Genomic DNA, 18,449 nt, shown 5'->3' with positions numbered 1-18,449 from the left:
AGGTCAAAAAAATAAATGAAATGGGGAAAATCATGAAAGAATCCATCAGTTATTTTGCTATCTCTTTTGTTCTGCAATGGGTTTGGTTTGGCATCGTGCACCCAAATAGAGGCGTGACACTCCTAGACATGTTCGTCTTTTCTATTTTGTTTGCGGTGATGTTCTTTTTTATCGGGCGGATTTGGCGTTATCAGAAGAAAGGAAGAAGTGAGTGATCATGAAATTGACCCAATGAAAAAGGCTGCCAAATAGATGGCAGCCTTTTCCTTGCTTTTATCATGCAAATAAATAATCAATGTGTGATCTCCGTTACGGAGTGTATGAATTAAGATTCGATCATATCAGTGTGTCATATGTGTTCCGAGTGAACCTACGTTTGAAAGTAAACGCCATGGAAGTTCTGGATAACAAGACAACGAAAGCCCTACCTCTCATTCGTCCTTACGGCTCCGAAGCCGTGCCAGTGTGAATTGTAAATCAAAACGTCTTTTTTCCACTCTTCCGCTTTTATAGGGGGGCGGGTGCAGAAGGAAAAGAATAAGTTGTTCGCTTTGACAGCGTCTCGTTCTTATCAAGTAGAAGCTCTATTGCTTCTCATTATGTCATAGAAAAAAGAAAGTTTACTTTCTTTATTTATTTGCTTATTTCAACACTTAATATAAAACTATAACACATACCCCCAGCTTACGCAAGTGTTAAAGTGATAATTCTGCCGGCGTACGGCTTCCTTCATTCATGTAACGAATGGAGGTTGGATCAATCTTCAGAATCACTAGATTCGGATCATCTTTTCCTTTAAACCATTTCTCCATCTCCTCAGACCAAAGGCGGTCGATCAGTTCTGGATCATCGGTTAATGTTGCGGTACCTGCGATTTCTGCATACGTGTCACCGAATCCTTCACCTGAATAACCAATGAGAATATGGACATTCGGGTTTTTTTCAATTTCGTCTGCTTTATGTGTTTCTTTGCTCGTTGGTGTATATAATGTCAGCCCTTCATGGAAAAAAGTCATGTAGCGGGTATGCGGCTTATCCTGTTCAACGGTCGCCAGTGTTCCGACCTTTTGTTCATCTAATAGGTTGAGTACCTTTTGTTTTAATTCTTCTTGTGACATATCGTTTCACTCCTTCAAATTTCATCCGTACTCTTAGGTTTCCACGACAATCCATTCATTAAACAAAGAAATGTGTTTTTCATAAAAAGAGATCTTCTGGCTGATGCTATAGAAAAGAGGCTCAATGAAGGGAGAAGTTGAACATGCATCATGAAACGATGTTCCATTTAAGTTCACTTGTCATTGCGGCAGTTGTAGTGGGCATTATCGTATGGTCTGTCTTATCTGTGCAGAAGAATCGCAAGAAATACTAAACACACCGCCCAATCAATGCTGGGCGGTGGCGCTATTGATCATGTATTCATAAAGGAACCGCCGTTGACGTGAAGTGTTTGTCCTGTCATATAAGACGATTCGTCAGAAGCAAGCAGCACATAGCAGCCGACATGCTCTACAGGCTGTCCTGGTCTTCCCATTGGGGTTTCTGCCCCGAAGCTTTCCACACTATCCTCATCAAATGTAGATGGAATGAGCGGCGTCCAAATTGGACCTGGCGCTACACCGTTCACCCGAATCCCATCTTTCACAAGCGACTGTGCCATAGAACGCGTAAAGCCGTTGATGGCCCCTTTTGTCGCCGTATAATCAATCAGCACTTTGTTGCCTCGATATGGGTTAATGGATGTTGTATTAATAATTGTACTTCCCGGTTTTAAGTAATCCAGTGCTTTCTTCGTAAAATAAAAATAAGAATAGAAGTTGGTTCTAAAGGTTTGGTGAAGCTGTTCACTAGAAATATCTTGAATCCGTTCTTTCGGATGCTGTTCAGCCGCATTATTCACTAAAATATCTAATTGCCCAAAGGCTTCAACTGTTTTTTCTACCGCTTTCTCGCAAAAGGCTTCGTCACCGACATCTCCTGCAATCGTTAAACATTTAACGCCTTCCTGTTCTACGCGCTTTTGCGTATCCTTTGCATCCTCATGTTCATTTAAGTACACAATGGCGACGTGTGCACCTTCTTTTGCATAGGCAACAGATACAGCACGTCCAATTCCACTATCTCCGCCTGTAATCAGTGCGACTTTCCCTTTGAGCTTGCCAGACCCTTGATATGATTCATCCTCAAAGATCGGCGCAGGATTCATTTCTCTTTCACTGCCTGGCTGCTGATCCTGTGTTTGGCGCGGAATGCCATTTGTTAAGTATTCACGTAAATCCATGTGTAAGCTCCTCCTTGATTTGTTGATGTATCCTTTCATTACCACCTCTTTTTTTTACTCAAACATCCCTAAACTGCACAGATGCGTTTTGTAAATCGGCATGTTTCAAGATGGGGAAAATCGGTTACATGATCATTAAAAAGGAGCGTTCTCAAATGCTGTCAACCATTTCGAAAACCTTTAGCAGACCAAAAGGCTGGCTCGGAAGCATCGCAGGCTTCATTATGGCAAATGAAAATAAAGCATTGAATCAGTGGGCCATCCAGCACTTAGATCTGACAGATAGTGAAAACATTTTGGAAATCGGCTATGGGCCCGGCTACAGCATCAAACATATGCTTAAGCATTATGAAGATCTTCACATTGATGGTCTAGATGCCTCCGCCACCATGCAGGAGCAAGCACAGTCCCGCGTCAGCAAACGGTCAAAAGACAAACAGGTCCGGCTGTATGTAGGGAAAATCGAGAAAACACGCTTGCCCGGAGAGCAGTATGACAAAGTACTGTCTGTCAACAACTTTACGATTTGGGATGATCCAAAGACTGGCCTACTCAACCTTTATCACACGTTGAAACCAGGCGGGAAACTCGTCATTGTGATGCAGCCAAGAGAAAAAAGTGCTGACGCCAGCCGGACAAAAGAGATGGGTGAAAACATATTGAATGACTTACAGTTTGCGGGGTTTGACCATTTTTCTGTTGAGTATGAGGAAATTCGTCCAACACTTGCTGTCTGTGTCACAGCCAAAAAGCCGAGAAGCGAATAAGCTCTCGGCTTTTTTTCTTACCATTTTGCTTCTTTTACAAATTGATAGAACAGCTGATGCAATTTCTGTTCAATCTCTTCCTTTGATCCTTGTCCATAAAGCACCATGCTTTCCTCACTTTCAATGATGGATGAACTGATCAGACTAAACATTTCAGACCCTTCCTTGCCAAGCTTTTGCGGCGCCAGCATCATAAGCATTCGTGACATCATTTGCTGCCCGCCATCCATGCTTTTGACCTCATATGTCTGATCAAGATCATAAATATGAAAGATTGGTTCCTTGATGAATTCATGCTTTAAATGAAAAAGAGCAAACTCGGTACCAGGTATGCCTAAACCGCCTTGCTGTTCACGTTCCAGTAAGCCGCTCGCTACATCATCCGCATGTGTGATAGATCCTTCTTCTTCAAGCTGACGAAGCAGCTGCCTGATTGTTGCCTCATGCTGCGGCAGCGTCTCTCTATTTTCGATGGTAAAATGGGACAAGATGCTGCGAATCACAGACATGTAATTCGTCACTTTTTCTGCAACCGCCATCATATTAACGGATTCTTGTACCGTTTCTTTGGCAGCTTCTTTCAACCTTTTTTTCTCAATCATATAAGGAATCTTTCGTTTAATATGAGCCTTCACACGCATAGCGTCATCCTCGTTTAGGAGCGGACTGACCATGATGTAATCGATATGGTCATATGGGATCGGAACAGTCGATACAATCATGTCATAGCTTGATGCATCGATTTCTTTTAGCTCCATCAAAGACGATAGATCGAATTCGGCGATTTCTGGCAATTCCTTTTTTAAACGAGAAGCGAGCATTTTGGAGGAACCGATGCCGCTTGAGCAAACGACCAATGCATGAATGTTCGTTTCTTCTTTTTTGATTTCAAGCACTGAGCCAAAGTGAAGCACAATAAAGGCGATTTCATCCTCTGGAAATTCAATCTCTGGAAAGAAACGCTCGACTCCTTCTTCAATCGCCATAAAAAGCAAAAAGTAGTCCTTTTTAATTTGTTGTGTAAGTGGATTATAGATTCTCATCTTTTCCTTTAAACGGTTCATGGCAGGTTCGAGATGAGACACGAGTCCCTCATACAATGAATCATTCTCATTTAAATGATAGCCGGTTTTATTTGAAATAAAATCAATGAGCTTCTTCGTTCTGATCGCTATATCCAGCTCGATCTCATCAATACGGTATTCTGCCCCAAAGCTGCGATTTGCACTGCGCAGGTGGATGGTCATATAACCGACCTCTGCTTCAGGGATCTCCACATTAAACATGCGTTCAAGTGCTCTTGCGATTCGCAGTGATGATTCAAATTCTTTCGTCCGCTTTAGTTCAAGCAGCTCTTCCTCTTCCATTCGAATGGTTTCGCCAAGCTGAATCCGTTCAATGGCATAGGTTAAGTGAACGACAAGCGCAATATAGGCACTATCAGATAAAGAGAGTGACAGTCTATTTTTCAAATGAAAGAGCAGTCTTTCTACCTTAAGCAGCTGCCCTCTGCTGACAACGCCAAACACCTTTTCCGTCGCTTTCGTTCGATGCTTGATATTCATTTCAATTGTTTCTAAAAATAATTGAATATCGAGCCGGTCGACAATCAGGTTGCCGACAATCTTTCGTTTAGCTTCCTCCGGTCCTTTTAATTCAATGCCATACCCGCGTTTTCGGATCAACTGCAAACCGTAAGGAGCGATCCACTCCGTCAGTTCATCTAAGTCATAGCTGATGGTCGCATTTGTTACCTGCAAATCGGCTGCGAGTGTATATAATTTCACCGGTTCCTTTGCTTCAAGCAATGCACAAAGGATTAAGAGCTTCCGTTCGTCAGAGCTATATTCAATTTGATCCTCATTTGACATATGAGCAAGAAGCCGCTGTTTATCCTCCTGTTCACCGACTGCCTTCAAGCCTTTCCCCGGCTGTTTATCTAGTGAAAGATCATAATTCTTTAATATCGGTTTGATCGATTTTAGTTCTCTATGAATGGTTCTTGTACTCACCTGAACAGAATCGGCTATCTCACGAATGGTGACATAACGATTTTGCTGAATGATGTATTTGATGATCTTCTGTTCTCGTGCCGTTATGTACATGAAATGCCTCCCTCTGCAAAAATAGGTCTATTGTCACACCTTAATATAAAACGCTTTCATCAAACGATGCAATCTTAAGTTGATCTGACTTTGGCACAGTGGCTGTGACAAAATTAAAAACAAGGATTCATCAGACGCTTCTCCAAAATGACGGTCCATACTCCTTTTGATGAAATTGAACCTTTTGTTCACGAAAAGGCAGTGTACCCCCAGCTTTTAAAGAATAAGTCGGATTATATATTGGAGAGCCAAAGCAATAATCCATCGTTCCTTCCTCCGGGCGGAAGATGACGGTTCGCATCGTCCCAAACAGCTCCTCATAATTGTGCACAGTCAGACCATCTGGATATTCTGTCTGGAACAGCTTAGCAAGAGAATCACTTGATCGTTGTTCTTCTAAAGCCTCCATTAACATGTCGTATCTGACAATAGAATGATGCTTGGTCATCCCTTTTCCTGTTTGATCAGCAATCGGATGATTTGTGGCTGCAATATAACCTGTCTCCGGTCTTCTGACCATTTTGCGGCCATCAATGATTTCAATCACAGCCGCTTCTCCTTTTCGATCGGCAAGCATGAGGTGAACATTTGAGGCAACGGGCATTTCCTGAATAGAGTGAATGGCTTCCTCAACCGTTCTACAGTTTTCCAGAACAGATCGAATCACATGATACACTTGCAAACCGGCAACTGCTGGAGCCTTTAAACCGGCTTCATTTCCAACCGGCGGACCACAAGCAGAGAATGTCACAGAAAGACCATGCTCATTCATCCCATCAGATCTGCCAAACAAGAGCAGTGACGAGCCCGTATGACATGCCGAGCCTTTCACATGTGTCGTCACAAGACGCATATCATCAAATATTGGGGAGAAATCATAGTTACGCAGCATGACCGTTTGTTGACCGGCCGCCATATTCCCCTGCCTCACGCAGTGGGAACAGCCTGGCTGAAAATGAGATGAATAGAAAAAGGTCAAATAACGCTCATCTAATTGCAGTTCATCACAAAATCTAGCTATCTCTTCTTCTAACTGAGGAAGATGAGGGCGCATCAGCTGCTTCGTTTCCTTCACAGCCTCTTTTTCTAGCGGTTCTGTTCGAATATATTGTGTCTGTAGCAACGGGTTCTCCTTAAACCAGACAGCCTGCTGTTTTCCCACTTCATAAGCGGTTCCTGTCATTTCATGAAAATATGCACTGATTTCCTCCATGACTGCACACCTCTTTCGACTTCGTTTCTTTTATCATATCGAAACCGTCATTTATTGAAAAGGATGAAAAAAACTGCAACCCCAACGGATTACAGCTGTTTCCAGGATTGTTGAAACAATGCTTTTGCCATTGCTTCATATCCTTTATGGTTCGGATGAAATTGATCAATCGATAAGTAATCTCTTTCATGTCCCTCAAACGCCCGGTACACATCCACAACCTCTACATGCGGATTTGCAGCAAGCAAGCGAAGCTGATGATTGTATTGCTGAAGCCACCGCTCCGCTATTGGTATTTGCGGAAAAGGATTATATAAATTCATGAGATACACGCAATAGGGCTGCTGCCCTCTTTTGATATGAGCGATTTCTTGAATCATCTTGCTAAAATTCGCTTGGCAATGCAAGGTCGCTTGCAGCAATTTCTTTTCATCTTCACCCTCTTCATACTGCTGAACAGCTTGAACAAGGTCATTCCCGCAGCCTGTGATGGTGATGATGTCAGCTGGTGCAATAGCACGCCTCACATCAGATCGTTTGAACAGCTGTAAAATCTGATCCGTCGTTAACCCTGACTTTGCAAATACGGAGAGCTCGACTGACGCCTGTGTCTTTTTTTCAAGCATCCATTGATACCGCTCAGCGAAGCCTCCGCCAAATAAACGTGCCCCCACTCCCACTGTTAAGGAATCTCCAATCGCAACATAGGATCGTCCCACTCTTATCCCTCACTCTCTCCTGCCTTCTCTTATATATACGAAATCGGAGAACAGATGCTTGTAGCAGATGGCTTAGGGGCATTCATCTTTTTTTCATGAGACGTCTTTACAAACTCTTTACTTGTGAGATCGACTGTTTTTTTGTTCAATAGGAGTAGGTTTTTTATGATGAAATCCGTATCTCCAAGCGTTTCAGAAAAATTTACAAACTTTTTATCTTGATTTCGAGACTTTATACCTTGACTTCAAACTACATTGTGATTACAATGAAAATATCAGTTTTTATGTAACTGTGCTTGTTACATCTTTTTCATAGCATTCCAATATGATTAAAGATGCCACATATTCAGTGTATCTTTGGGATACACTAAAAAAAACACTGAAATAGAAAGGATTGAATGAACATGGCAAAAGTTTTATACATCACTGCACATCCGCATGATGAAACAGTTTCTTACAGTATGGCTACTGCTAAAGCATTTATCGAATCTTATAAGGAAGCAAACCCAAGTGACGAGGTTGTACATATCGATTTGTACAAAGAAAACATCCCTCACATTGATGCAGATGTATTCGCTGGCTGGGGCAAGCTGCAATCAGGTGCTGGCTTCGATACACTTTCAGCTGAAGAGCAAGCGAAAGTTGCTCGCCTAAACGAATTAAGCGATCAATTCGTTTCTGCTGACAAATATGTATTTGTTTCACCACTTTGGAACTTCTCATTCCCACCAGTTCTTAAAGCATACATCGACTCTGTCGCTGTAGCTGGTAAAACATTCAAATACACTGAGCAAGGTCCTGTTGGATTATTAACAGACAAAAAAGCTCTACACATCCAAGCACGTGGCGGATACTATTCTGAAGGTCCTGCTGCTGAACTTGAAGCAGGCCACCGTTACCTTGGTACAATTGCGAGCTTCTTCGGAATTCCTTCCTTCGAAGGTCTTATCGTTGAAGGTCACAATGCTGAACCTGCGAAAGCAGAGCAAATTAAAGCAGATGCGATCGAACGTGCAAAAGCTTTAGGAAAAACTTTCTAATAAACTGAACGCGAAAAGCCAATGATCTTAACGGTCATTGGCTTTTTATTTGTTTAGATGAAAGCCTAACTCTCTAGAGATACCACTCGCGGCTTTTTTGACCTGCTCAATTAAATATGGAAGGCGTTCCTTTTGATAGCCTGCTTCAAACCCTGCAATGCTAATACCTGCTGCGACTTCTCCAAGGTGATTGAAAATAGGGGCTCCAACCGCAGCGGTATAGTTTTCAAGCTCCGAATAGCTTAACGTATAGCCCCTTTCATTTGATTCATCCAGTATGTTTCGAAGAACCTCTTTATCTGTAATAGTCCCGATTCCGATTTTCCCTAGCTCAATCGAATCAATATAAGCGAGTCTCTCGCGCTCTGGTAAAAAGGAGAGAATACTTCTTGCACAAGCACCCGCATATAGGGGAGAGCGCCTGCCGACGGCGGTGTAGAGACGAACAGGCTGCGTCCCTTCGATTTTATCCACGTAAATGGCTTCGTCTCCTTCACGAACGATGAGCTGTACAGCTTCTCCCACTTCATCCCGCAAGCCTTCCATAAATGGTCTTGCAATTCTCCGAATATCAAGGCGGTCCGCCACAAGTTGACCGTATTCAAGAAACATCAGGCCTAAACGATAAACACCTGAATCATGTTTTTCTAATAATCCCATATCGGCTAACGAGCTCGCCATGCGGTGCACAGACGTTTTCGGCATGCCGGAGAGCTCGATCATTTCATTTAACGTTAATTGGTCACGAGCGATAAACAGCCGCAAAATCTCCATTGATTTCACCACGGTTTTATTTGTATTTTGCATGTCCATCCCCTTTTCTAAACGAATGCTTCCAGCTTGATTCTGGCAGCCAGCTCCTTCAATTCTGCTTCTTGCTTAAATAGCGCCTGCTCTGCGTCCTGATGATCGATTCGCTTAAAATACAGATTCGCCCCAGGCATCGCTTGTGCAATGAGCGGCAGATCGACCGTCGCTACTTCTCCAATACGCGGGTATCCGCCTGTTGTTTGCCGATCTGCCAGCAGAATAATCGGCTGGCCGTCAGGAGGAATTTGAATAGAACCAAAGGCAACCGCTTCTGAAATCAATTCAAGCTTTTCTTTTAAATGAACCGGCTCCCCCTTCAAGCGGCAGCCCATGCGATCTGATTGAGGCGTGACTTGGTAAGGCTGTTCGAAAAAGGTGTGTTGAGATATTTCTTGAAAAAAAGAAAGGTGTCTCCCTGGCAGCACCCGAATCACGGGCGATTTCCGCAGCGGCAAAAAATGCGTATGACTTACAGTCCAATCGGGTGCGCTGTACGCCGCCTGTTTCACTTCGCTTTTGAGCCTATCAGACAATCGATCCGCTACGATTGAAGGCTTTCCAATGGACAGGACGTCTCCTTTTTCAAGCGGACGTCCGTTCAGTCCACCTATTCCTGCTCTCACATAGGTGCTTTTGCTCTGCATGACCGGCTCCACATCGAATCCACCTGCCACAGCAAGGTAAGCGCGGCAGCCTCTCTTACAAGGACCAAAGGTGATCGTGCTTCCTGATCGAACAAAGAGCGGCTTCCATAAAGGGGCTGGCTCTCCATCGATGTCGATTTCCACGTCAGCGCCAGTCACTGCAATAAGCTCATCCTTTTGACACGTCAACACAGGACCCGGCCCCATTAAAGTTATTTCCAGTACGGCTTCGTTTTCCTCGTTGCCTGTGAGAATGTTGGCAATTCTAAGTGAGAGCGGGTCCATGCCGCCGCTCGTTAAGACGCCATACTTTTGATAGCCTTTCCGACCTTTATCTTGAATGGTTGTGAACATTCCTGACTTGATGACATGAATACTCAACGTTCTGCCTCCTTCATGCTGAAAAATTCCTTTTCAGACATTTGGACAAATCTGACCTCGTCCCCTGCTCTCAATAGACTTGGGACTTTCTCGTCTGGGTAAAAGAGTGGCAGCGGGGTTTGTCCAATGAGCTGCCAGCCGCCGGGTGTGGAAATGGGGTAAACGCCGGTCTGCTTTCCCGCAATGCCGACAGATCCTTTTGGAATGGACATTCTCGGTGTTTCCCTGCGCGGGGCTGCGATCTTTTCAGACAGCCCGCCTAAAAATGGAAACCCCGGGGCAAATCCAATCATATAAACAAGATACGTCCCTGCGGTGTGAATACGCACGACTTCCTCAGGTGTTAAACGATTGATCCGGGCGACTTCTTCTAAATCAGGTCCCACCTCTCCCCCGTAGCAGACTGGAATATCGACGATGCGGCGCTTCGACTGAACCCCCTCCTGCCATTTCTCTTCAAGAAGTGTTTCAATATAGTTTTTCACCCATTCATACGGAGACAAGTCCTTTTTTTGAAGGTGGGCAGATTGATGAACAGTATAAGGCTCGTAAAAAACAGTCACGTTTGTAAAGGCTTGAACAGCTTCCACATATCCAGCAAATGGATGCTGCTCAATACACGAAAACAGCTGCACAACACGCTCATGAATCTCTTCACATATGTCTGCTCCTGCTTGGATAACGATCGCTGCATCTCCTAGCGGGTGGAAGGTGATAAAATCTTTTATCGTTGAAAATGCCACTTGAGGATCCCTCTCTTTCTAAAGCACACCGAGCTGTTGATCTCTTTGATCTGTGATGAACATATGCCCAGGTGCATGGGTAATCGCAATGTCTGGTTTTGTATGCATGACAATGGCTTGCGGCGTCACACCACATGCCCAAAACACCGGGACTTCTCCTTCTTTGATCAAAGATGGTTCTCCAAAGTCCGGCTGATCCACATTGGCAATTCCAATCATCGCTGGGTCGCCTATATGGATGGGGCCGCCATGAACTGACGGGAATCTAGACGTCACTTGTACACTTCTTGTAATCTGATGCGCCGGAATGGGCCTCATGCTGACAACCATCGGGCCATGAAACACCCCTGCTCTTTCACAAGAGATATTCGTTTGATACATCGGAACGTTATGACCGTTTTCAATATGGCGAACAGGGATATCATTCAGCATGAGCGCATGCTCAAACGTAAAACTGCAACCGATGAGAAAGGCAACCATATCATCCTCCCAATAAGCAGAGATATCTGAAACCTCTTCTTGAAGAATCCCTTTTCGGTAAATACGGTATTTAGGAAAGTCCGTACGAATATCCGCTTGGGGTGCCGACCTTCTCGGCACTGGATCACCCGGCTCCAGTACATCAAGCAAGGGGCATGCAGCCGGATTGCGCTGACAAAACAAAAGAAAGTCAAAGGCAAGTTCCTTTTTAACGATCATTAAATTGGCTTGAGCATATCCCTCTGCTAAACCCGCCGTTGGTCCTGTGATTTCTTTTTTACGAATCAACTCTCTGATCTGTGAAGGCTCATATGTTTGATCAATACTCATTCAAATCAACTCCATAGTTTCGGGATTTCAGTCATAATGGTATATCCGCCCATCAAAGCCATGATGATGACAACCAATGCACCTGACGCTGTCAAAAAGAATGGATGACGGTAATCGCCGACAATTTCTTTCTTATAGGCCGCAACCAGCAAGGTGCCAAGTGCGAGAGGTAAAATCAATGCATTGATGGCCCCAACTAAAACTAATATGTTCACAGGTCGTCCGATCGTAATAAAACAAATAGTAGAGAGGGCAATAAAGCCGATGATAATGCCACGTTGATTTTGCTCAATTTTTGGCGAGAAGGTTTTAAAGAAAGAAACAGATGTGTAAGCCGCTCCAATAACCGATGTAATCGCCGCAGCCCACATAATGATCCCGAACATTTTATATCCAACTTTTCCAGACGCTAACTGGAATACAGAAGCAGGCGGATTCGCTGGATCAATCTGTAAACCCTTTGAGACCACTCCTAGTACGGCTAAAAATAAAGCGACACGCATCACAGATGTAATCAGGATGCCGAAAACAGAGCTTTTTGTCACTTGAGGAAGTGCATCCTTCCCTTTAATTCCAGCATCCAATAGACGATGTCCGCCAGCAAAAACGATATAGCCGCCAACTGTCCCCCCGACAAGTGTCACAATCGATAGAATATCAATTTCTTCTGGGACAAATGTTCTGAGTGCTGCTTCCCCAACGGGCGGCGCTGTTGAAATCGCCACATACAGCATCAGGCCGATCATGACAAAGCCTGCTACCTGTGTGAAACGGTCCATCGCTTTTCCAGCCTCTTTGATCACAAAGATCAGAATGGCAATGACAGCACTGACCCCTGCTCCGATTCGCGGATCGACTCCGAAGATGACCTGAAAACCGAGACCAGCACCAGCGATATTTCCGATGTTAAAGGCAAGTCCCCCAATGACAATCAAAAAGGCCAGCACATAACCGAGCCCCGGCAGAACCATATTCGCAATATCCTGACCTCGCTTTTCTGACACGGCGATGATGCGCCATACATTCGTTTGTGCAAAAATATCCAACAAAATAGAGATGAGAATGACAAACCCAAAGCTAGCCGCAAGCTGCTGTGTAAAGACAGTCGTTTGTGTTAAAAATCCCGGTCCTATTGCGGACGTCGCCATTAAAAAGGCTGCGCCCATCAGCATAGAACGATTCCCCTTTGGTGCCTTCGTGTGCTTGACTTCCTCTTTTTTCATGCTGTTTCCCCCTTTGATGACGATTTTTATTGAAAGGCTTTGAGATGAATACTCGCTTCTTTTAGTTTTGATGTAATGGTTTTGGCAAATTGAAGCGCATGGCTGCCGTCTCCGTGAATACAGACCGTATCTGCTTTAAGCAAAATATCTTCCCCTTGAACGGTACGAACCTTCCCTTCTCGCACCATACGAACGACCTGCTGAACTGCCCGTTCATCATCTTCAATGAGTGCATGTGGTTCGCGGCGAGATGTCAGCGTCCCGTCTGCTTGATAGGTCCGATCAGAAAATACTTCATGAGCCACTTGAAGGCCAATTCTCTCACCTGCTAACGCAAGTTCACTGCCTGAGAGACCGAATAACACAAGACTTGGATCGACATGATACACAGCCTTCGCAATCGATTCAGATAATTCAGTATTTTTAGCCGCCATGTTGTAAAGGGCGCCGTGCGGCTTGACATGCTGCATCGTGCCGCCTTCTGCCTTGAGAAAGGCTGATAGAGCGCCAATTTGATAGACGACGAGATCATAGGCTTCCTCTGCCGAGATCGCCATTGGACGTCTGCCAAAGCCGACCAAATCTTGCAAACCTGGATGCGCACCAATTTGGACCCCTTTATCCAGCGCCATTCTGACCGTTTTTCTCATGACCGTTGGATCTCCTGCATGAAAACCGCAAGCAATGTTGGCTGACGTGACATATTCAAGAATTTGTTCGTCCGCACCGATTGTGTATTGACCAAAGCTTTCTCCCAAATCACAGTTGATATCCACTTGATACATAGGATCCCTCCTTGTTGTTCCGAATAACGGAATATAAAGTCCGAATATTCGAATTTATATTGATTATATCAATTTTGGATAGATTGCACATGACATTGTCAGAAAACATAACAATAGAACTAGGAGAAAACAAAAAAAGCGAGAGGCAAAGTCCTCTCACTTTTTCTTGTAATGAAATACATCTTATTTAGACAGCACCCAATGTTGGATGGCTTTTGCAACGCCGTGTTCTGTGTTAGGAGCTGTAATCCAATCAGCGGCTTCTTTCACCACTTCTTGCGCATTTCCCATCGCAATTCCTAATCCGGCTTCTTGAATCATGGCCATATCATTTAGGCTGTCGCCAAGTGACATGACATTGTCCATCGTACAGCCAATGCGTTCTGCTACCTTTGCAAGAGCCGCAGCTTTGTTAATCCCTGCCGCATTGACTTCGATATTGGTCGGACTTGAATTTGTGATCTCTAGATGCTCATTTGCTTTCAATGTATTAAGTACTTCCTCACGAACGTCATCATCATGAATATCAAAGCCAAATTTCAACCATTCATGGTCATGAATTCGTTCTGGGAATTCACCTCTCCACACTTTCTCCACAGTGGAAGCCCAGTAATCGGTTTCGAACCTATTTTTTAGATCCCACATCATTTGGACGTGATCAGGATGCAGCAGATCTCGTTCGATCAGTTGGAAGTTTGAATCCCAGATTTCACTTCCATTTGCTGTCACAAGGTAAGAAGACAGCTTAAGCGGCTCAACCAGCTCTCGGCATGTCATCAGCGTCCGCCCTGTGCTAATCACCACATGAACCCCTTTTGCTTCAGCATCTTTAATGGCTTGTTTATTTTCCTCTGGAATGACGTGTTCACTGTTTAACAGCGTGCCATCCATATCAATGGCAATCAATCGGATGTCTTTCTTATCAGCTTGTATGGACAAATTGAGTACCCCACTTTGTATCATTTTTTGTAACTATCTTTATTTTAATATAAAGAGGAAGCTGGCACAAAGGGACGAGTTTGATCCCATAGAAAAAAGACCTTGTTACAGGTCTCTTTGCATTGGCTTAGCGTTCACACGCAATGCCGTCTTTATCACGGTCAAGTCGCATATTTTTTTGGTAAAGTGCTTTTGACACATACGGCTTGTACTTTGTTTTGCCGCCTTTGTTTTTCGTGTTTTTGCTTTTTGCCACGCCGCCTTTATAGACTTTGTTCAGTGCTTTGCAGTTTTTGTAGGACTTGACCGTTTTTGCATCTGCAGTGTGGGTGTCGACTTGTGTAAAGCTTAGTAAAAGACCTAATGACAAGACAGCCACCATGATTTTTTTCAACATGTATGATCCCCCTATTTTTTCTATTTTTACATTTTTATCATATGTCACCACTTTTTGTTTTTCAAGACTATTGCGCTAAAAAAATTGATTTTTTTGGAATAAAATGTGCTTTATCTCCTATGTGGTACAATGAGTGGGAAACCTTTCCGTTTTTGACACGTATATGAAGAGAGGAGTTTTTCACATGAAAATGAAATATACCATTCTATATGTAAACGATGTTGAGGCAAGTATTCATTTCTATCAACATGTACTTGGCTTTCCTATCAAACTCAGGGTTGAATCCTATGTTGAGTTTGACACGGGGGACGTGACATTATCAATTAATTCACGCCAGGATGTCAAAGATGCACTTGGATTACCTGTCCCTGAAGCAAATCAATCCTCTCAAACGTTTGAGATAGGGTTTGTTGTGGATGACGTGGATCAAACCATTGCATCAATGAAGGAAAAAGGGGTTCCGATCATCAAAGAACCTGTAAAGAAACCATGGGGTCAAACCGTCGCTTATGTCGCTGATCCTGATGGGCATTTCATTGAAATATGTGATGCCATCTCCTAATCTTCTTTGAAGGAAGTGAATCAGCATGAGAAAAAAACATGCCTTTATCGCCGGTGTTTGCTCAATGACTGTGATTTGCAGTGCCGCTATTATTTTGCAGCACCATGAGTGGATAGGGTGGATCAGTGGTGGAATCTCTATTATTGGCGTCATGATGTCTGGACTTCTAATGGGGGCTTGGACAAGCGGAGAAGAGACGCGGGCAGCCTATCATTCTGAAACAAAAGAGCACCGCATATGGCGTCTTGATACGGCCTTTCTCATTATGATCTTTGCACTTCCGCACATGGCAGTATCAATCTTTTATGTTTTGATGTAAACACTTGTTAAAAGGAGTTCGTCATATGGCTGTTTTTGTCTTATTCGTTGTATTTGGCTTCCCCATTATTTCCGTGCTGATTGGCATTTTTGGGACAATGCTTTTGAAGAATGTTTGGATGCCGACTTTGATTGTCCTGTTGGCAAGGTCATTCTCATGTACACATACATTGGCGGGAATGAATCCTTTCTCATTTGGGTCATCACCTACACCGTCTTTACGTTTATTGCTGCATGGATTACAAAAGTAGCTCAAGTAAAAAAGAACAGTTTGCACTGTTCTTTTTTTGGTTCATATATCGGCGCACCATAGCTCAATTTCAATTTTCAGCTCAGGCCATCCTAAAGCTGATACATAAGCAACCGTCATTGATGGATAAGCTGTTTTAAAGATCGTATCCCACTGAGGATATAGATGATCCCAGTCGATTTCTTCCGTTGCCCATATATTGACCTTGATGACATGCTCTTCATTCAATCCTTCTGATTCAAGGATTTTTTTAATATTTTCAAATGTATTGGTTACTTGGTCGTTTAAACTTGATGGGACCTGTCCATCGATATCTGTTCCGACTTGACCCGATGTAACAAATAATCCCGCGCCCTTTGGTACTCTTGTGATATGACTATAGCTGCCAACGGGCTTCGGCATACTTTCTGGGTTTTTTCTCGTGATTTTTTCCATGTTATATCCCTCACTCACTTTAATTTTTCTGCTAGATTCTTCCTCATGTAGACAGACTTCACCAATTTCTATCTATTCTAAAAGAAAACAGCAGTGGAGTATCCATAGCCACAAGGTAAGAACATCAATATCTTCTTTTTCATGACCGAAACACTCCTTTTTATTGCGTGAGCAAGGTTTTGATTAACTATATAGTACCTGATACGAGACACACAGTCAAAATGATTTATAGACGATAACGCGCAATGTCTTGATTCAATCTCATGCTTAATTCATTAAGCCTTTCTGCTGCTTTTGCCACATTGGAGATGGCTGTCACTTGTTCATCTGTGGATGCGGTGATCTCTTCGATCGCAGCGGCATTTTCTTGAGAAATATGGGCGGCGCCTTGCATCGCTTTTGTGATGAGATCGTTTTGCTCCAGCAATGCATTCAGCTCTTTTGCCATTGCGTCTGTTTCAACGATGGTTTGTGAAATTGACGCAGAGATGGCATTGAATTCATGTTCTGTTGCATGTACCGCTTCATCTAACTCAGCAAAACGATCCATTGTGCTCGACATCATACCGGCTGTTGCCGTCGTTTCTTCTTTAATGCCTTGTACCATTTGCTGAATTTGAACGGCTGATTGCTTTGTCTGCTCAGCTAAATTCCGCACTTCACTCGCCACAACCGAGAAGCCTTTGCCTTGCTCTCCTGCGCGTGCTGCTTCAATGCTTGCATTCAGCGCTAGTAAATTCGTCTCATTTGAAATGCTTTCAATCGTATCAGTGATTTTAGAGATATCCTGTACTTTTATACTTAACTGCTCGATTCCTGTTCTAATACCTTTAGACGCCTGAATTGATTGTTCATTTGATTGTTTTAATTGCTGAACAATTTGCTGGCCCTGCTGCGATGATTGACTCGATTGGTCAGAGATTCGTTTAATTTGATCGCTTTGTTCTTTGACATTTTCGATGGATTGATTGAACTGGGTCATTTGTTGATTGGCTGCATCAAGGTCAGATGCCTGATGAAGCGTTCCGGTCGATATGTCGCCAATGGCTCGGCCAATTTCTTCACTGCTGGCTGAGGTTTCTTCAGATATCGCCGATAAATCTGTCGCTGATTCAACAAGCTGGCTGCTCGTTTCCTGTAGACCGCTCACAAGTGCCCTGAGTTCTCCTGACATATGATTAAAGCCTTTTGCCAGCTGTCCAATTTCATCTGTTGTTTCTTTTAAACTCGTGCGTTCAAGATTCCCCGCCGCAATTTCTTTTGAAGCAGCAGTGACTTGCTTGAGCAGTCTGACTTTTCCTCGAGCAGCTAAATAAAAGACGCCAAGACCGAGAAGAGCGACACCTGCTGTAATGAGCATGATATAGAGCTTCATCTGCTCTAATTCTTTATAAAATTCATCCTGGAAGACGGCGATACCGATACTCCAATTCCATGGCGTGAACTGGCTCATATAGGCAAGCTTTTGCTTTTCTTCGCCGGTGGCATCGTCCTTATCTAGATAGGTCACATAGTGTGTATCCTCGCCTTTTGCATTGGCTCCAGCGACCATTTTTTCACGATTGGTCGTGTTATCTGGAATGACGCCAATGTCGTTGACAGGATGGACTTGAGAGGAATAATCTGCTCCATATGCGACGAGATAGCCTTTATTTTTATAGATAAAATCTGATTTTTGAAATTGGTACCCTTTCCCGTTGTCATTTTTAGGCCCGCTCAAGTAAATACGGGCTTGTTCCTGCGCCTGTTCAAGCGTCAGTTCTTTTTTCTCTACACGATCATTCAACTGTTCAAGTGTGGCCATTGCTCCGCTGACGATGTGCTTTAAATCTGCTTTCCCCGCATCAATTAAGACATGTTTCGCTAACAAATACCCCGTTGTCCCAACAAGTCCGCCGGTTAAGATCGTGATCACGATAATGGCAGACATTAATTGAAAAAAGACACTTCTTGACGCAAACGTTTTCTTTTTCATATACAAATTCCCCCTTACATCATATATCGTCAAGCGGGGAAAACTATTAAAA

Annotated in this window: 21 protein-coding genes; 6 read left to right on the top strand and 15 right to left on the bottom strand. The window is 43.6% G+C overall.

What is annotated here, in order from left to right:
• Positions 1-32 precede the first annotated feature (32 nt).
• Positions 33-215, top strand: coding sequence for a hypothetical protein (locus tag GKC25_RS02170; protein WP_095285977.1), 183 nt, complete (start codon positions 33-35; stop codon positions 213-215).
• Positions 216-695: 480 nt separating this feature from the next.
• Here the strand turns inward: GKC25_RS02170 and GKC25_RS02165 are convergent, their stop codons facing one another.
• Positions 696-1,118 (bottom strand): pyridoxamine 5'-phosphate oxidase family protein, encoded by a 423-nt coding sequence (locus tag GKC25_RS02165; RefSeq protein WP_034664024.1) that lies wholly within the window; start codon positions 1,116-1,118, stop codon positions 696-698.
• A gap of 293 nt (positions 1,119-1,411) precedes the next feature.
• Entirely contained in the window at positions 1,412-2,281 is an 870-nt protein-coding gene (locus GKC25_RS02160; protein WP_034664026.1) for an SDR family oxidoreductase, read from the bottom strand.
• A 128-nt stretch (positions 2,282-2,409) separates the two neighbouring features.
• Between GKC25_RS02160 and GKC25_RS02155 the strand changes: the two genes are divergently transcribed.
• Positions 2,410-3,048, top strand: a complete 639-nt coding sequence (locus tag GKC25_RS02155; protein ID WP_254637603.1) for a class I SAM-dependent methyltransferase — start codon at positions 2,410-2,412, stop codon at positions 3,046-3,048.
• A 17-nt stretch (positions 3,049-3,065) separates the two neighbouring features.
• On the opposite strand, the gene GKC25_RS02150 is transcribed toward GKC25_RS02155, so the two are convergent.
• From GKC25_RS02150 to GKC25_RS02140, 3 genes are all read right to left on the bottom strand, one after another.
• Positions 3,066-5,153: a BglG family transcription antiterminator gene (locus GKC25_RS02150; protein ID WP_187704338.1), complete on the bottom strand. Its 2,088-nt coding sequence runs from the start codon at positions 5,151-5,153 to the stop codon at positions 3,066-3,068.
• 130 nt (positions 5,154-5,283) lie between these two features.
• Positions 5,284-6,366 carry a C45 family peptidase gene (locus GKC25_RS02145; RefSeq protein WP_342689894.1) on the bottom strand — a complete coding sequence of 361 codons (1,083 nt, stop codon included), beginning with the start codon at positions 6,364-6,366 and terminating at the stop codon, positions 5,284-5,286.
• 89 nt (positions 6,367-6,455) lie between these two features.
• Positions 6,456-7,085 (bottom strand): GDSL-type esterase/lipase family protein, encoded by a 630-nt coding sequence (locus GKC25_RS02140; protein WP_034664032.1) that lies wholly within the window; start codon positions 7,083-7,085, stop codon positions 6,456-6,458.
• 404 nt (positions 7,086-7,489) lie between these two features.
• On the opposite strand from GKC25_RS02140, the gene GKC25_RS02135 reads away from it, so the two are divergent.
• On the top strand, positions 7,490-8,125 hold the full coding sequence (locus GKC25_RS02135; protein ID WP_034283819.1) for an FMN-dependent NADH-azoreductase: 636 nt from the start codon (positions 7,490-7,492) through the stop codon (positions 8,123-8,125).
• A gap of 45 nt (positions 8,126-8,170) precedes the next feature.
• Here GKC25_RS02135 and GKC25_RS02130 read toward each other — a convergent pair whose 3' ends face one another.
• The 8 genes from GKC25_RS02130 to GKC25_RS02095 all read right to left on the bottom strand — a co-directional run bounded on the left by GKC25_RS02130 (position 8,171) and on the right by GKC25_RS02095 (position 14,857).
• A complete protein-coding gene (locus GKC25_RS02130) occupies positions 8,171-8,932 on the bottom strand; it encodes an IclR family transcriptional regulator (RefSeq protein ID WP_034664034.1) in 762 nt (253 codons plus the stop codon).
• A gap of 14 nt (positions 8,933-8,946) precedes the next feature.
• Positions 8,947-9,960, bottom strand: a complete 1,014-nt coding sequence (locus tag GKC25_RS02125; protein ID WP_034664037.1) for a biotin-dependent carboxyltransferase family protein — start codon at positions 9,958-9,960, stop codon at positions 8,947-8,949.
• Positions 9,957-10,703: a 5-oxoprolinase subunit PxpB gene (gene pxpB / locus GKC25_RS02120; RefSeq protein WP_034664039.1), complete on the bottom strand. Its 747-nt coding sequence runs from the start codon at positions 10,701-10,703 to the stop codon at positions 9,957-9,959. The genes GKC25_RS02125 and pxpB overlap by 4 nt, the downstream gene beginning before the upstream one ends.
• A gap of 18 nt (positions 10,704-10,721) precedes the next feature.
• Positions 10,722-11,513 (bottom strand): putative hydro-lyase, encoded by a 792-nt coding sequence (locus GKC25_RS02115; protein WP_095285971.1) that lies wholly within the window; start codon positions 11,511-11,513, stop codon positions 10,722-10,724.
• Positions 11,514-11,518: 5 nt separating this feature from the next.
• A complete protein-coding gene (locus GKC25_RS02110) occupies positions 11,519-12,736 on the bottom strand; it encodes an NRAMP family divalent metal transporter (protein WP_034664043.1) in 1,218 nt (405 codons plus the stop codon).
• A 26-nt stretch (positions 12,737-12,762) separates the two neighbouring features.
• The gene (locus GKC25_RS02105) at positions 12,763-13,521 is read right to left on the bottom strand and encodes a LamB/YcsF family protein (protein WP_034664046.1); all 759 of its coding nucleotides are present in this window, start codon (positions 13,519-13,521) and stop codon (positions 12,763-12,765) included.
• 183 nt (positions 13,522-13,704) lie between these two features.
• A complete protein-coding gene (locus GKC25_RS02100; protein WP_370876201.1) occupies positions 13,705-14,484 on the bottom strand; it encodes a Cof-type HAD-IIB family hydrolase in 780 nt (259 codons plus the stop codon).
• Positions 14,485-14,587: 103 nt separating this feature from the next.
• Complete coding sequence (locus GKC25_RS02095) at positions 14,588-14,857, bottom strand: excalibur calcium-binding domain-containing protein (RefSeq protein WP_080769491.1); 270 nt, start codon at positions 14,855-14,857, stop codon at positions 14,588-14,590.
• Positions 14,858-15,041: 184 nt separating this feature from the next.
• Between GKC25_RS02095 and GKC25_RS02090 the strand changes: the two genes are divergently transcribed.
• Genes GKC25_RS02090 through GKC25_RS02080 form a run of 3 tightly spaced genes read left to right on the top strand, consistent with a single transcriptional unit; the run spans position 15,042 to position 15,988 of the window.
• Positions 15,042-15,419: a VOC family protein gene (locus tag GKC25_RS02090; protein ID WP_187704337.1), complete on the top strand. Its 378-nt coding sequence runs from the start codon at positions 15,042-15,044 to the stop codon at positions 15,417-15,419.
• Between the two features lie 25 nt (positions 15,420-15,444).
• Positions 15,445-15,738 carry a DUF5316 domain-containing protein gene (locus GKC25_RS02085; RefSeq protein WP_106038527.1) on the top strand — a complete coding sequence of 98 codons (294 nt, stop codon included), beginning with the start codon at positions 15,445-15,447 and terminating at the stop codon, positions 15,736-15,738.
• 25 nt (positions 15,739-15,763) lie between these two features.
• Positions 15,764-15,988, top strand: coding sequence for a DUF2651 domain-containing protein (locus GKC25_RS02080; RefSeq protein WP_392387686.1), 225 nt, complete (start codon positions 15,764-15,766; stop codon positions 15,986-15,988).
• Between the two features lie 41 nt (positions 15,989-16,029).
• Here the strand turns inward: GKC25_RS02080 and GKC25_RS02075 are convergent, their stop codons facing one another.
• Together GKC25_RS02075 and GKC25_RS02070 are read right to left on the bottom strand one after the other, a co-directional pair.
• A complete protein-coding gene (locus tag GKC25_RS02075; RefSeq protein WP_034664057.1) occupies positions 16,030-16,422 on the bottom strand; it encodes a RidA family protein in 393 nt (130 codons plus the stop codon).
• Between the two features lie 226 nt (positions 16,423-16,648).
• On the bottom strand, positions 16,649-18,397 hold the full coding sequence (locus GKC25_RS02070; protein ID WP_034664058.1) for a methyl-accepting chemotaxis protein: 1,749 nt from the start codon (positions 18,395-18,397) through the stop codon (positions 16,649-16,651).
• Positions 18,398-18,449 lie beyond the last annotated feature (52 nt).

Source organism: Bacillus pumilus, assembly GCF_038738535.1.
Classification (GTDB): Bacteria; Bacillota; Bacilli; order Bacillales; family Bacillaceae; genus Bacillus.
This window is presented reverse-complemented; position numbering and strand designations above follow the sequence as displayed.